This is a genomic window from Microcoleus sp. Pol7_B2, from assembly GCF_036701035.1.
Lineage (GTDB): Bacteria > Cyanobacteriota > Cyanobacteriia > Cyanobacteriales > Microcoleaceae > Microcoleus.
In genome coordinates this window covers 1-14,597 of sequence record NZ_JAUBQB010000073.1, presented here as the reverse complement: position 1 = coordinate 14,597, position 14,597 = coordinate 1, and the positions used below count along the sequence as shown (strand labels likewise).

Genomic DNA, 14,597 nt, shown 5'->3' with positions numbered 1-14,597 from the left:
CGGAATTCTTCATCTGCGTGAATCCGCATTAATCCCTTGTCATCTGCGATCCGAAAAATTCTCTTTTTTAAACCTCAGATGAGGGCAGATTAACACAGAGTAACGCAGATGAATGAGATCAATTCCGGTTGTACCGTCCCTGATTACTGATTGTTGACTAAATTTTACGTCCGACGACGATGCTACCGGAATTGATATGGTTGAGAATTACAAAGCTGACGCACAGTAACACTTTCGCAATTGCCAATTGCCAATTAAAACTTACAACTTACCAATTCCCTATTAACAATTAGCTTTGAGGGGTATTTCGATCACCAATTCTGTACCCTGTCCCGGCGAAGAACTGCATTTCAGCGACCCATTGTGTCTGTCTGTAACAATTTGATAGCTAATTGACAAGCCCATCCCAGTGCCTTTACCCACAGGTTTAGTGGTAAAAAACGGGTCAAAAAGCCGAGTGCCGACAGTCTCCGGTATTCCCGGCCCGTTGTCAGCAATCCGAATGATTACCTTGCCCGCTGGCGATATTTCAGTGCGGATGCGGATGTGGCTCGGCTGTTCCCGCATTTCCTCAGCAGAACGGCGCTGATCCCGTTCTTCCAAAGCATCTAAAGCATTGCTCAAGATGTTCATAAATACTTGATTTAACTGTCCGGCATAACATTCTACTAAGGGCAGTTGACCGTATTCTTTAATCACCTCAACTTCGGGGTGATTGTGTTTAGCTTTGAGCCGGTGCTGCAAAATCATCAGGGTACTATCTATGCCGTCGTGGATGTTGACTGCTTTCTTTTCGGCTTCGTCCATGCGGGAAAATGTGCGAAGAGAAGCAACAATTTGTTGAATTCTGTCTGCACCGACTTTCATTGAGGAAAGCAACTTTGGCAGGTCTTCCATCAGAAAGTCGAGTTCAATCCTATCTACTTCTTCTTGAATTTCCGGGACTGGATCGGGATAGTGATTTTGGTAAAGTTCGATCAAGTGCAGCAAGTCTTGAGTATAGTCGTTGGCGTGGCTGAGATTGCCGTAAATAAAGTTAACTGGGTTGTTGATTTCGTGGGCGACTCCTGCCACAAGTTGACCGAGACTCGACATTTTTTCATTTTGAATTAACTGTGATTGAGTGCTGGTTAATTTCTGCAAGGTTTGTTCTAATTCGAGAGCTTTATTGCGAGTTTGGGCGTAAAGATCGGCTTGGTTGAGAGCGATCGCCAATTGAACTGTAACCGCTTGCAACAATTCTACTTCGCCCTCGCTCCACGGTCGCACAGCAGCGGAGTGGGCGCAGGTAACAACGCTCACTACTCCCGAAAGTGCCTGCATCGGAATTGCCAACACAGATTGGTAGCCCATAGAATTAAGAGACTTTCTCCAAACAGGGTCTGCGAGCGCTCCGACATCATCAATTTGCAGCGTTTCTAGACGCAACATCTGTTCTCCTATAGTGCCGAAGTCAGAAGCTTTATAGCAACCTATTAAATCGGGAAGTTCTCTTCTGCGAGATTCTTGAATAATTTCCCAAAAAGCCTCTTCTTGTTCGCGGCGGTACCAGGAAAAATAGCACCGATCGATCTGCATGAAAGCCCTAATTTTTTGGACTGCGACAGCAATAATGCTGTCGAAATCGAGGGAATTGCGGATTTGAGTAGTGAGGTTGTTGAGCAACTTTTCTCGCTCGGCTTGCTGTCTGAGTAGGGCTTCCGATCGCCTCAAGGCAATTTCTCCCCGCTTGCGATCGGTAATATCTTCAGTGACAGCTAATAGATATTGCGGTTTGCCATCAGCATCGAGTATTGTTGTTTTCTTGGTATGAAATATCCGCGTTTCTCCTTGCCTCGTTTCAATCTCTTCTTCGGCGATTTCTACAATGTGCCCGCTGTTGAGCACTTCCCTGTCTTTGGCGGTGAAAAAATCAGCTTGTTCTGTTGGGAAAAAGTCGTGATCATTTTTGCCGATAACTTCTGCTTCACTGAAACCGAGCAACTGTTCAGCTACTGGGTTCCACAGAACAAACCGCAGTTCTTGGGCATCCTTGGCAACCACTCCTACGGGTATGGTTTTGAGGACTGATTCCATAAAATTTTGAGCGTGTTGCAGTTCTGCTTCTGTCTGTTTGCGCTCGCTAATATCTCGGACGTTGGCAATGATGCTGAGATTCCCGTTGAGATTAATTCTGGACAGGGCGACTTCTGCATCAAAAGTTGAACCGTCGTTGGGACGCCTCGCTTTCCATTCCACGCGACCTGTTTCGCCGGCTAATACTCTTTCCCAAAGTTCTTCCATTTTCTCAATGGGATTGCCGCGTGTTGAATAGTCGTTTTTAATTGATAATTTTGTTGCTTGTTCCGGGTTCACTCCGTACATTTCTAACATTCGATTGTTGACATCGAGAATCTTTCCTTCTAAATCGTGAATGAAGATAGCATCGTAAACATTGTTAAATATCGTCCGCAGGTTTTGCTCGGAAACTTGCAGCGCTGCTTCTGCCTGTTTGCGATCGCCAATTTCTTGTTCTAATTGGGTGACTGCTTGGGAAAGTTCGGCCGTGCGATCGCTCACTCTGTCTTCTAACTCGACTGCTGCTTGCCGCAGTGCTGCTTCGGCGGCTTTGCGATCGGTAATGTCGAGCACCGTACCGAACAGTTTTACCACCTTGCCGTTCACATCGGTTTCGGCTTTGCCCAGGGCGTTCACGTATCGCAAGATGCCGTCGGGACGGTAAAGGCGAAAGTCAAACTCAAAAGGGATGCCTGTTGCGAGTCCCTGCTGCACTTGAGTTTGCCACAATTCCAAATCTTCTGGATGAATCAGAGCTACCTGTTCGGCTATGTTGGGCGCGATGGGGGCCGGTTCGAGCCCGAAGATGCGGAAAAGTTCTTCCGACCAAGTGAGGGTTTCGGTGGCTGCGTCAAGTTCCCAATTGCCGACATGGGCGAGTCTCTGGGCTTCTTTGAGCTGCCGCTGGCTGTTGCGGATGGCGGTTTCGGCAACTTTGCGATCGGTGATGTCGAGCAAAACGCCGCAAAATATTATTTCGCCGTTCTCGCTGCGGGTGGGCATGGAGTCGCCCTGCCACCAGCGAATCTCACCGTCGGGCTTGACTAACCGCCCTTCGTAGTGCCAGGGACAAAGATTTTCTACGGCTTCGTTGACGGAAGCGAGGTGGCTTTCCGAGTCTTCGGGGTGGATGCGACAAATGAATGTATTTAAGTCTCGCGTCATTTCTGCTGCTGTGACGCCCGTGAGATCGAAGATGCGATCGCTAACGTAGTCAACTTGCCAAACTCCGTCCCGGTTGCAAAACTGAAACAGAGCTCCGGGGATGGTGGCCGCGATCGTCCGGAACCTGGCTTCGCTGGCCGTGAGGGCGGCAAAAGTCTGGCGCAGTTCTGCCGTGCGTGCTTCTACTCTGCGCTCTAGTTCTGCGTTGGCGTGTTGTAAGGCTGCTTCTGCTCGCTTGCGATCGGTAATGTCGGTGGCTGTGCCCGTGGTGCCGAGGAAGTTTCCGGTTTCGTCGTAGAGGCCGATGGCGTTAAACATCAAATGTTTCATGCTACCGTCTTTGGCGATTTGGGTGGTTTCGTACTGGAAAATTGATTCTCCGGCAAACAGGCGGGCGAACACTTCTAAATCTTTCTGGCTTTGTTCTGGTGTCACAAAGTCGGAGAAGGGCCGACCGATCATTTCTTCTGGTTCGTAACCGTAGATGTACTTAACTGCTGGGTTGACGAAGGTATAGCGCCCGATCGCATCGACCGACCAAATCATGTCTTGGGAGGTTTCTACCAGGCTGCGGTATTTGGTTTCGCTGGCTTTGACCGCTTCTTCTGTTTTTTTGCGTTCCGTCATGTCGCGGGAGACGCCGACAGTCATGACGATTGCGCCGTCTGCGTTGCGGATCGGTGTTTTGACGGTGCTGAACAGCCGCACTTCTCCGTCGTAGCGCGTCACCGGTTCTTCGGAAATTTGCAGAGTCTGTCCGGTTTCAAAGACGAAGGCGTCATCTTTGATGTACTGGAGAGTATTGTCGGTATCGGCGAAAGGTGCGTCTACTATGCCTTGAAGTTCCTCTTCAGTCATGCCGTAATAGTTGCGGAATGCTTGATTTGCCCAAACAATTTTGGATTTGGGGCCTTTGACTAATACCATATCGCCGATCGAATCGAGAATTTGGTGATATTTTTGCTCACTGTCGCGGAGTTTCTGCTGCGCGGATTCGATTTCTGCTATTTGCCTCTGGGTTTGCAAGTGCAGTTCGGCTTGGTAGATGGCAACGGCTAAATGGTCGCCTACTTGTCTGGCAAATTCGATTTCGTCTTCTTGCCACTGGCGGGGTTGACCGCAGGAGTGAATGCACAGCAATCCCCACAAATGTTGCCCTTGCAGTAGCGGTACGACTAAGTTGGCCCGGATTTGAAACCGCTTGAGGATTTTGAGGTGACAAGGGCTCAACCGGGCTTTGTAGATGTCCGTGACTGCTTGAACGTAACCTTTGGTGTAGTTGGCTGCAAATTGTTCGCCGAAGCAATTGTCGCGGACTCTGCTTCCCAAAGAGGGGCTGTATTGGGGCAGTACGTCTTCGGACACTACTTCGCCCTCATTCCATTCGGATTCGGGAAAGAAGCGGTAGATGGCGACTCGATCGGCATTTAGGAGTTGCCGAACTTCGGTGGCTGTGATTTTGAATATTGTTTCTAAGTCTAGGGATTCACGAATTTTGCTAATAACTCCCATCAGCGCTTGCAGCTTTTTGAACCAGGTTTGAGACTGCGTTTCTCTTTCTAGGTGAGCTAGTTTCTCGCGCAGGTTGCTGACTTCGTGATACAGGTATTCATGAAACATAATGATTTTTATTTAGTTATTTTGCGGTTTGTTATCGAGGTTGATGGCATCTCAATAGCGCTCTGCAAGTTGAGCCTGGTAACTCAAAAAGGCAAAGAACATATTCTCCTCATTCTGCTAGCACTTAGCAGCTACTCAGACTGCATTTCCGTATTTTTTCGAGATTTGGAGGTCTATCGACCATCTTAGCTCCCGTATATTTACTGAAAAAGTTGCATAATTTGCTACTCCATTAATTGTCAATTAGTGGGAATAATGCTAACAAAACTTACACATAAACTCGGTTTCTTAACGTAATTAACTCAGGAAAACTCCGAAAGTGGAAACAAGAAACCCGGTTCCATTTCGCGAGCGGGAGGAGCGTCTCTGACTAATTTTGACATTTTTTTTGTTCGCATTGGGTTGCAATTGTCACCTTTTTATTATTACCCCAAACTCGATTAATGGTTTCCTTGTTGTGGCGAGAAAATATCCTGTTGGTAACGCCTTTATTTGAATTTGTTTAAACTTACGCGATCGCCTTTTCTAAAGTTTTAAGTAATGCTCGATTTATCTCTCCTAAATTAGATTTTTTACAATCTTTAGGATCAGCCGAAATTTTAGATATTTTTCCTTGCCTTCTCGTTATTTCATGCGAGGGATGGGATTTTTTAAACTGATTAAAATTCACCGAATCAGAGGTTAGTTTTCGGTCAAACAGTTGAGGTAGTTGTAGGCTGTGTTAAATGGGCTCAACTCAAGGGTGATTCCCTACCGCAACGAGCCCGCACCCGCGTTCGGGATAGCTTCCGCACGCGCGGAGACTTTTTGCCCGATTTTTGACAACTGTAAAAATTTTAGATAATACAAATATTTAGGGTATCACATTTTGGGCTAAAGTAAAGGTATTTCAAGCTTGATCAATAGAAATGGCGATCGCGAGTATTAAAGTTTGGGCAAAGTAATGAGAAATTCCGTAGAAACTCGCATTTCGCTTTCTACCTTTAAAGTGCTACGGTGTTGTTGGACAATGCGAGCGCGAGTGAGAGATAATCCTAAACCGACTGCTTCTGCTGTTGGTTTAGTAGTAAAGAAAATATGGCAGATTTTTGCTTTAATTTCTAGAGAAACTCTAAGAGTATTGTCGCGCAGACCAAGTTCAACTGCTTTTGCTTGCCAGTTTTTGCGTTTTTAGCAAGTTTTTGAGAGGAAGTTTTATATTTATCGATCGGTTCCTTGCTGCCATTTTTGGGCTTGTGAAATATAGCCTAACAAACATGATCAATAATATTAATCAAAGCGCGGTTGAAATCCGATAAGGCAACTTCCGACAGAGCGATCGCACTTTCATACTCAATATAAATTATTATATTGAAGTGGCCAGCAGACTGCTGTGATCAACGAATTGCTACAAGCTTAAGAAGCAGTTTTCAGCATCGCCCTGGCTTCCTCAATATTTTCGGCAACCAATTTGCCCGACTCGATAAAGGCTGCTCTTTCGGTATCGCTGAGTTCGAGTTCGACTACTTGTTCGACTCCCTGAGATCCCAAGCGGCAGGGAACTCCTAAAAAGATATCTTGCACACCGTATTCGCCGTGTAAATAAACGCAGCAAGGCAAGAGTCGCGACTGATTAAATAAAATAGATTCTACCATCAAACAGGCAGAAGATGCGGGTGCAAAATAAGCACTACTAATCTTCATCAATTCGACAATTTCTGCGCCGCCGTGGCGAGTCCGCTGTACGAGTCGATCGATCGCCCCAGCATCCATAAGTTGATTGATGGGAATACCGTTGACAGTGGAATAGCGAGGCAAAGGAACCATCAAATCGCCATGAGAACCGATGACAGTTGCATTGATTTCAGCAATTGAAACGCCCAATTCCATGGCAATAAAAGTTTCAAAGCGGGCGGAGTCGAGAACTCCCCCCATCCCCATGACTCGGTGTTTGGGCAAATCCGCAGCTTCCCAAGCTAAATAAGTCATGATATCTAGGGGATTGGTGATGACGATTAAGATTGCTTCGGGAGAATGCTCGATCGCCTGTTTTGAGGCTTCGGTGACAATTCGAGCATTGATTTTAATTAAATCTTCCCGATTGATACCGGGTTTGCGTGGCACTCCAGCGGCAATTACGATGATATTTGAGTTGGCCGTATCTGTATAATTATTTGTACCGACAATTTGGCGATCGTGGCGTTCCACTCCCCTAGCTTCCATCAAATCCAAAGCAACGCCCTGCGGCCAACCCTCCACAATATCTAGCAATACTACATCTGCCAGATTTTTCTCAGCAATTCGCTGGGCTAACGTACTGCCGACTTTGCCTGCACCAATAATTGATACGCGGTTTGATGGAGAATTCATTGGGTTTTAGGTTTTAGATTTTAGATTTTAGATTTTAGATTTTAGCAATCAGCTTAATTGGGGAAAGGTGCGCGGTGTGCACCCTTCGCTAAATTAAGAACAGTGATGTTTAGTTTTGGTGAGTTACTTAAAATCTTCGAGTTGGTCTACCCGCAGCCAAATATTGGGGGTGGGTACTTTGCCAAATTTGACGAAGGCATAGTCGCCGCGAACATCCATCACTTCGCCCTTTGTTTCAAATATATACGAGGAAAAGCGCTGGTCGCTGGCTTTGGCTTCTAGACTGTTTTCCAATTTTTCGCGTACAGCGCGAACTATACTGCCTTTCTTGATTGCCATAACTTGCTTTGTTTAGTTTAAAAAACTATACAAATTTTAATCTAGATTTGGCTGGAAAGGACTTCTTCTTTCTTCTGACATCTGGCACCATTCTCGCTTAACAGGATTTCCGGCCTGTTCCACAATAGTTCAATATTCTTGGGCGCTGGCTGTCCCGCCCGCCCCTGAAAACCTTATTGACAAGGGTACAAGATATCAGTTCTTCCTTCTTCCTTCTTTCCTCTCCCGCCTTCTTCCGTCTTATTCCTTCTTCCTTCTTCCTGACATCCGTTACATCCGTTACAGAATCGGTTGCCGAACTTCCTTCCGCTTATTGCTGGCAGGCAGGGCAAAAATGAGTCGATCGCCCTGCTAATTTTATACGTTCGATGGTTGTGGAACAAGTGCGACAGGGTTGACCGGCGCGATTGTACACCCAAGCGACGCCGCCGTAGTTGCCGTTGACACCTTGGACGTTGAGAAAATTGCTAAAAGTGGTGCCCCCGGATTCGATCGCCTTCTGTAAAACTTGAATAATAGCTGTATGGATGCGCCCAATTTGCTCTGCTGTCAAATCCGCACACAGAGTTGTGGGCATCACTCCCGACAAAAACAAAGTTTCGTCTGCGTAAATATTGCCTAAACCCGCTATCAGTGCCTGGTCTAGCAAAGCTGTTTTTATGGGTCGCGCCCGCCGGTGCAGCTTGCGGGCCAAATATTCTGTTGTAAACTCCTCGGAAAATGGTTCGGGCCCTAAAAGTTTCAGACCGATGACTGTGCTGGAAACCTCGGTTTCTGCAGGCACGTACCACATTTGCCCGAAGGTGCGCTGGTCTACAAACCGCAATTCTTGGTTTCCTTCAAAGAATAGCCGCACTCGCGCGTGTTTTTGCAGGGGTTCGGATCGGTTCACCCACAGCAGTTGTCCAGTCATCCGCAGGTGAACGCCCAACCAGCCGGCTTTTGAAGGAAGGAGGAAGGAAGAAGGAAGAGGGGAAGAGCTTGGAGTTTGATCCCTAAATTCTCCCCCTTTCCCTTTCTCTCTTTCTCCTTCTGGGAATTGAGATAGTTCTGCCAGGAGGTATTTGCCGCGTCTGTACCAGCGGGCGATCGACTTTCCTTTGAGTTTCGTCAAAAAATCGGTCGCAGAGATTGAGCGGGCGATCGTGCTGTTTAGCAACACGTCCCCGTCCAACATTTCTCGATCGAGGGTTGCTTGATTCAAACCCCGGCAAATAGTTTCAACTTCTGGCAGTTCTGGCACAATTAGCGCTGTTCTGTTCCTTGACCCTGAGGCGAACCTTCGACGGTGCCGGGCACTTCGGCGCCGGGTTTGCTGTCCGTCGAAGTTTTCGGCTGCGAGGGGGCTCCTCCGCTGCCGGTTTTCCGAGTTTTCTCGTCGAGCGTGGTTTGTTTGCCGCCGGAAGCTACAGCAGTCGCTGTTTTCGCTTTTGCTTTGGGTGCTGCCACTTCCACTAATTCGCTTTCGGCGTAGTTGTTGGTGTTGACGCCTGCATAATTTACGGTGTTAAAGCGAACGATAACTGGGTATTTAATGCCGCTTTGGTCTACCGTAGCAACGGTGCCCACTTCTTGATACCAGTAGGATTCTTTGCGGAGAATCCGGACTGTTGAACCGCGTTGAACCATGAGCTTTTTTTCCTTTGCGATGAATAAACGGATCAAGCCATTTTTTTTACTCTAGTCGATCGCGCGGCGCATTTAAAGTCTGCAACGAATTTTTTACCTCCCGCGCCGTTTTTTGTCTGCTGTTTGTAAAGAAAAGTAAATACTTTGGTAGGGCGATCGCTACCGTTGCAAAATAAATAAACTCACATTATCCGTCAAATAAAAGCAGTGCGAGCGAGTTGAAAAAAAACTTTACAAATAGTTGTGAATTGCTACAGTTAAAAGTTCTGCGAAATTCTGATAAGTAATGACTGAACCTCACGCAACAGTAATACTCGCGATCAGCGCTGACGGTAAAATAGCAGATGCAGTACGATCGCCCGCGAGATTCGGTTCTGCCAACGACAAAGCCCACCTCGAACAGCAAGTAGCAGCAAGCGACGCCGTTTTGTTCGGCAACGGCACGTTACAGGCTTATGGGACGACGATGAGAGTGATTTCGCCGGAATTGCTCACACAGAGGGAACTGCAAGGGAAGCTCCCACAACCGGTGCAAATTGTGTGTTCGCGATCGTCCCAATTTGACCCAAACTTGCGATTTTTCCAACAACCGGTACCTCGCTGGCTGCTGACGGGGCAACACAGTAGGGAAACGGCATTGCCATCTCCCTACCCGATGACAAATAGTAAGTTCGATCGAATTATCTATGCGAAAACCAGAGGTGGAGAGATTGATTGGATTGATGCGTTTCAACAGCTAGCAAGCTTCGGTATCAAACGCTTGGCGATTCTGGGAGGGGGAAAACTCGTAGCGTCTGTGCTGGCTGCAGGCTTGGTAGACGAACTGTGGCTGACGGTGTGTCCGTTAATTTTGGGCGGGGCGGATGCACCGACACCAGTGGAGGGAGAGGGTTTTTTGGCAGATTTAGCTCCAAAATTGGAACTTTTGACGGTTAAACAGGTGGGACAAGAGGTATTTTTGCATTATCGGGTTGATCGATAGTCGCGCATTTGTAACTGGTTCCCCGGCAGAGGCGGGGAACCCATGTAAGCGAGGCTGTGCCTCGCCAGCGCAAGGAAAATCGAGGCTCGAACTCTGGATCTGCGTTACCAGGAAGAGCCTGGTAAGAAGTGTCGAACAGGGGAAATTATATTAACTTAAATGAAGTTCGATCGCTCTACGCTCAAATCTCCCTATGCTGAAACAGCCAAAACCTGAATATTCTGTAGCCTGGATTAGCAAAATAGGCGAAATCCCGCAAGCGTCGTGGGATGCCTTGGCGATGCCACTAAAAACTCCATTTCTGGAATGGGATTGGCTGAACAATCTCGAAGTATCGGGCAGTGCAACAGGTAAAACCGGTTGGCTACCGCATCACTTAACAGTCTGGCGAGACAAACAGTTGATTGCTTGCGCGCCACTTTATGTCAAAAGTCACAGTTACGGGGAATTTGTATTCGATAATCAGTGGGCGGATTTAGCCCAACGTTTGGGTGTTCACTATTATCCCAAATTGATGGGAATGACGCCGTTTACTCCGGCTGAAGGCTATCGGTTTTTGATTGCCGAGGGGGAAGATGAAGACGAGTTAACGGCAGTAATGGTAAGCGCGATCGACCATTTTTGCGATCGCCACAATATCTCCGGCTGCAATTTCCTTTATGTAGATCCTGAATGGCGGCAGCGCATGGAACGCCACGGTTTCAGCAGTTGGCTGCACCACAGTTATATTTGGCAAAATCAAGGCTATCAAAATTTTGACAATTATTTAGGCGCATTTAATGCCAACCAGCGCCGCAATATCAAACGCGAACGCAAAGCAGTCGATCAAGCTGGTTTGTTGATAAAAACGCTGACGGGCGATGAAATTCCCCAAGCCATGTTTGCTCAAATGTATGCTTTTTATGAGAATACTTGCGACAAATTTGGTTGGTGGGGAAGCAAGTATCTGACTAAGCGATTTTTTGAACAGTTGCACCACAATTATCGCGATCGAGTTTTATTTGTAGCCGCCTACGACAAGGAAGATGACAGACAGCCTGTGGGTATGTCTTTTTGTTTGTATAAGGGCGATCGACTGTACGGGCGTTATTGGGGAAGTTTGCAGGAAATCGACTGCTTGCACTTCGATGCTTGTTACTATACGCCGATCGAATGGGCGATCGATCGGGGCATCCAAAGCTTCGATCCGGGTGCCGGCGGGCGGCACAAAAAACGGCGCGGCTTTCCAGCTACGCCAAATTATAGTTTGCACCGATTTTATAACAACCGTCTGGCCCAAATTCTCAATTCTTATATCGGTCAAATTAACGAAAGAGAACAGCAAGAAATTGATGCAGTAAACGAGGATTTACCTTTTACTAAGTTACCTCCTTTGTTACTCGGCGAGTGACGGTTGACTGGGAATTTGGAATTGGAAATTGGGAATTAGTAACAGCCCATCGGTGTCAACATAATACTAAAACCCTGTGTATATCTCGTTTGTATCGAAGTTTCGATACCCCTAAATTCCCCTTAAGAAGCGGGACTTTGAAGGCTCTTTCCCCTTTATTAATGGGAGTTAGATGGGAGGTAAGAATAGTCTTGTCCCCCCCCTTATTAAGAGGGGTTAGAGGGGATCGCAACTAAACTATAAACGATATTTATTATGGATTTGAGTCTTAAGTTGACACGAATGGTAACAGTCAACAGTCAACAGTTAAACTAATTCAAAATTACCTTGCCATCTTCCTGAATTTGCAGCGATTTTGTATCAGCGTCCAACTCAGTTGTCGCGCCGAAACTGACTTGCAACATTCCCGGCATCGCGGTTGCTTGGGGGCGAACTAGCACCAATCCGCCGTCTGGGCGCTGATAAGTGAGGGTGATTGGCACTTTGAGGGCTTGAAGCAAAATTTCAGATTGTTCGCCCAGAGTGCGCGGCTGGGTCACGCCTACGATTTGATAATTGATGACAGCATTGGTGGTATTCACCAGTTTAATTACTATCATGCCTTCGGCAGGCGTAACTCGCGCACTGGGCATGGGGAAGCGGGCAGGCGCGTCTGTTGGTGTAGAGGGCATCCCGCTGAGGCCCGGACTCGCAGCCGGAGTTGGTTCGCTGACGGGCTCTTCAGTGGCTGCGGGAGTCTCTGCGGGTTGGGAAACGGGTTTTCCTTGTTGGGGCGGGGGGCCGCCGGCTTGGGAAAGTGTTGCGAGACTAACGAGTAAACCTCCGCAGGTGGCTGCTAGCAAGCTGATTTTTTTTAACGGTAGATTGTGGCGAAACATAAATAACTCCTCACAAGTTCGATCGAGGTTTTCCAACAAAGTTCATGTTAATCTATGCGGGAATTGAATTTTAATAGCTTGGTTTGGGCCCAAGGTAGAAAGAATCAGGCTTGAGGGGTAAATTTTGTGATTAACCTTTCGAGGGCGTACAGGAAGAGGGGAAGAGAGGAAGTTTAAAGGCGGATTTGTGTCCGAAGCAATCTCCGGGTCTATTTTTCATCGTTGCTGCTTAAGTCCTGTTTTTTTATTAACCGCAGAGGGCGCTGAGGGCACAGAGGAAGAGGGGAAGAGGGGATTTTTAGACGCGAGATGCTTCGGATTTGTGGGCGGCGAGGGTGACGGTAACGGCTGTACCTCGATCGACTTGGCTGTCAATGCGGATTTGGCCACGGTGATTTTCGACAATTGCCTTGGCGATGGCTAACCCCAAACCGGAACCAGCGGCGCTGCGGTGGGTTCGGGCTGGATCTGCGCGGTAGAATCGATCGAACAAATGCGGCAGTGCTTCTGCGGAAATTCCGATGCCGGTGTCTGTTACTTTTATTTGCAGCGCTGGATTTAAGATCGGCGAATTTCTTTTGTGTTTACCTGCGAGTTGCAATTCTACTTCAATTTGACCGCCAGAGGGCGTGTACTGCACGGCGTTGCTGACGAGATTGGTAAACAGTCGGGCTAGTTGATCCCAGTCGCCCAACAGTGTAAAGTTGTCCTCAGCGTTGGGCAGATCGACAATTTCCAAAGAAAGAGAGAGATTTTGGGTTGTGGCGATCGCCTGTTGTTCTTCAATTACTTCCATCAGCAAAGCATCGAGAGGAACCTCAATCCACTGCTGCTGCACGATGCCGCTATCTTGTCTGGCTAAAAATAGCAAATCGTCAACCAAGCGCCCCAAACGGCGGGTAAGGCGTTCGATAACTTGTAGCTGTTGATGCTGCTGCGGTTCGATATCCGGTTCCGCCAAAGCTACTTGGACGTTAGTTTGAATAGTGGCGATCGGATTTCTGAGTTCGTGAGAAGCATCAGCAGTAAACTGTTTGAGACGCTGATAAGATTCCCGCACAGGTTTCATAGCCAATCCCGACAGCAGCCAGCCAATAGTCGCCACGCAAATTAGAGTTAAACTCGCGCCCAAAATCAAATCGAGAATTAATTGGCGGATGGGTTTTGTCACTTCAAACCAAGGATGGCTAACTCGCAAATATCCCAGAACTTGGCGGCCGATTTGTACTCGCTGCGTTACTTGTCTGAGGGAATAGTTTTGAGTTGTCCGAATGCTAATTGGTTTGGTAGAAACGCGATTTGTATTTTGTGCGATCGACTTTTCACTACCTAAATTTAGATTTTCCTGCCCACCTGCATTCAAACCGCCATCAAAATCTCTTCTTTCTTCCCTCTGCGCCCTCTGCGTCTCTGCGGTTAAATCCCTCTTCCCTCTATCCATTAAATCCGTGACATCCCGTACATGGCCTGTTGCCAAACTTTTTTCTACCTGATTTGTACCCTCAAACTGCAACTTATTATTAATTATCCAAACTGTTTCGCCGGTGCGGTTAGCATGAATGGGAATATTCAGGGGTTCCGATAAAGTAGACCACAGCAATTCGCCCGTAGGACTGAACCATTCTAAATCAATGTGGTCGTCTTCTACAGCATCGGTGCTATCTCGAAAACTGGCTTGAATATTAACTTGCAATTTATTTTTTTTATCGTGGGTATTAGACAAACTTAGCGGTTCGATAACGAGAGTTCGCTCTATTACTTCTACAACATGATTGAGGGTGTCATCAATGCGATCGATCAAAGTAGTGCGGACGTAGAAATAGAAACCCGTGGCAAATACAAGTAACAATACAGCAGTAACGGCAGTGTACCAAATAGCGAGGCGGCGTCGGGTAGCTTGAAACATATTGCGAAGGAAGTTCGGCAACGGATTGTGTAATAGATTCAACAGATTTAACCGATTTAATAACTATCAATACTCCGGACAGTTTTTCAAGAGGGATGCGATGGCTTCGGCAAGCAACGCTTACGCAATAAATCACAGAGGCAAAAAAAGTGAGTGCAATCTGAACCCAAAATGAACAGAAAAAAAGGCGCTCTTTTAGGTTAAACTATAAAAACACACAAGCTTAACAGATTGCCTTATGAAGATTATTGAATCCATCTTACAACAAATGCCAGGGATTAG

9 protein-coding genes and 1 pseudogene are annotated in these 14,597 nt (G+C 47.1%); 2 read left to right on the top strand and 8 right to left on the bottom strand.

All coding sequences use genetic code 11. The features are described 5' to 3' along the window. Nucleotides 1-282: 282 nt before the first annotated feature. The 6 genes and pseudogenes from QUA57_RS22345 to QUA57_RS22325 all read right to left on the bottom strand — a co-directional run bounded on the left by QUA57_RS22345 (nt 283) and on the right by QUA57_RS22325 (nt 9,159). Nucleotides 283-4,842, bottom strand: coding sequence for a PAS domain S-box protein (locus QUA57_RS22345; protein ID WP_333063664.1), 4,560 nt, complete (start codon nt 4,840-4,842; stop codon nt 283-285). 924 nt (nt 4,843-5,766) lie between these two features. Further along, a pseudogene (locus QUA57_RS28775) lies at nt 5,767-5,976 on the bottom strand (hypothetical protein); the annotation flags it as partial. Nucleotides 5,977-6,237: 261 nt separating this feature from the next. Then, entirely contained in the window at nt 6,238-7,191 is a 954-nt protein-coding gene (mdh, locus tag QUA57_RS22340) for a malate dehydrogenase (RefSeq protein WP_333063663.1), read from the bottom strand. Nucleotides 7,192-7,314: 123 nt separating this feature from the next. After that, a complete protein-coding gene (locus QUA57_RS22335) occupies nt 7,315-7,530 on the bottom strand; it encodes an NAD(P)H-quinone oxidoreductase subunit O (RefSeq protein WP_015178120.1) in 216 nt (71 codons plus the stop codon). A gap of 310 nt (nt 7,531-7,840) precedes the next feature. Next, nucleotides 7,841-8,773 carry a DNA-formamidopyrimidine glycosylase gene (locus tag QUA57_RS22330; protein ID WP_333063662.1) on the bottom strand — a complete coding sequence of 311 codons (933 nt, stop codon included), beginning with the start codon at nt 8,771-8,773 and terminating at the stop codon, nt 7,841-7,843. Nucleotides 8,774-8,775: 2 nt separating this feature from the next. Next, nucleotides 8,776-9,159, bottom strand: coding sequence for a photosystem I reaction center subunit IV (locus QUA57_RS22325; protein WP_333037683.1), 384 nt, complete (start codon nt 9,157-9,159; stop codon nt 8,776-8,778). A 286-nt stretch (nt 9,160-9,445) separates the two neighbouring features. On the opposite strand from QUA57_RS22325, the gene QUA57_RS22320 reads away from it, so the two are divergent. Together QUA57_RS22320 and QUA57_RS22315 are read left to right on the top strand one after the other, a co-directional pair. Then, nucleotides 9,446-10,141, top strand: coding sequence for a dihydrofolate reductase family protein (locus QUA57_RS22320; RefSeq protein ID WP_333063661.1), 696 nt, complete (start codon nt 9,446-9,448; stop codon nt 10,139-10,141). Nucleotides 10,142-10,334: 193 nt separating this feature from the next. Further along, the gene (locus tag QUA57_RS22315; RefSeq protein WP_333063660.1) at nt 10,335-11,531 is read left to right on the top strand and encodes a GNAT family N-acetyltransferase; all 1,197 of its coding nucleotides are present in this window, start codon (nt 10,335-10,337) and stop codon (nt 11,529-11,531) included. A gap of 311 nt (nt 11,532-11,842) precedes the next feature. Here the strand turns inward: QUA57_RS22315 and QUA57_RS22310 are convergent, their stop codons facing one another. Together QUA57_RS22310 and QUA57_RS22305 are read right to left on the bottom strand one after the other, a co-directional pair. Next, a complete protein-coding gene (locus QUA57_RS22310; protein ID WP_333037677.1) occupies nt 11,843-12,409 on the bottom strand; it encodes a hypothetical protein in 567 nt (188 codons plus the stop codon). A gap of 298 nt (nt 12,410-12,707) precedes the next feature. Further along, nucleotides 12,708-14,315 (bottom strand): HAMP domain-containing sensor histidine kinase, encoded by a 1,608-nt coding sequence (locus QUA57_RS22305; RefSeq protein WP_333063659.1) that lies wholly within the window; start codon nt 14,313-14,315, stop codon nt 12,708-12,710. Nucleotides 14,316-14,597 lie beyond the last annotated feature (282 nt).

Coding starts and splice junctions, on each gene's coding strand:
- QUA57_RS22345 (WP_333063664.1), bottom strand. CDS start 4,842: ATGTTTCATGAATACCTGTATCACGAAGTCAGCAACCTGCGCGAGAAA.
- mdh (WP_333063663.1), bottom strand. CDS start 7,191: ATGAATTCTCCATCAAACCGCGTATCAATTATTGGTGCAGGCAAAGTC.
- QUA57_RS22335 (WP_015178120.1), bottom strand. CDS start 7,530: ATGGCAATCAAGAAAGGCAGTATAGTTCGCGCTGTACGCGAAAAATTG.
- QUA57_RS22325 (WP_333037683.1), bottom strand. CDS start 9,159: ATGGTTCAACGCGGTTCAACAGTCCGGATTCTCCGCAAAGAATCCTAC.
- QUA57_RS22320 (WP_333063661.1), top strand. CDS start 9,446: ATGACTGAACCTCACGCAACAGTAATACTCGCGATCAGCGCTGACGGT.
- QUA57_RS22315 (WP_333063660.1), top strand. CDS start 10,335: ATGCTGAAACAGCCAAAACCTGAATATTCTGTAGCCTGGATTAGCAAA.
- QUA57_RS22310 (WP_333037677.1), bottom strand. CDS start 12,409: ATGTTTCGCCACAATCTACCGTTAAAAAAAATCAGCTTGCTAGCAGCC.
- QUA57_RS22305 (WP_333063659.1), bottom strand. CDS start 14,315: ATGTTTCAAGCTACCCGACGCCGCCTCGCTATTTGGTACACTGCCGTT.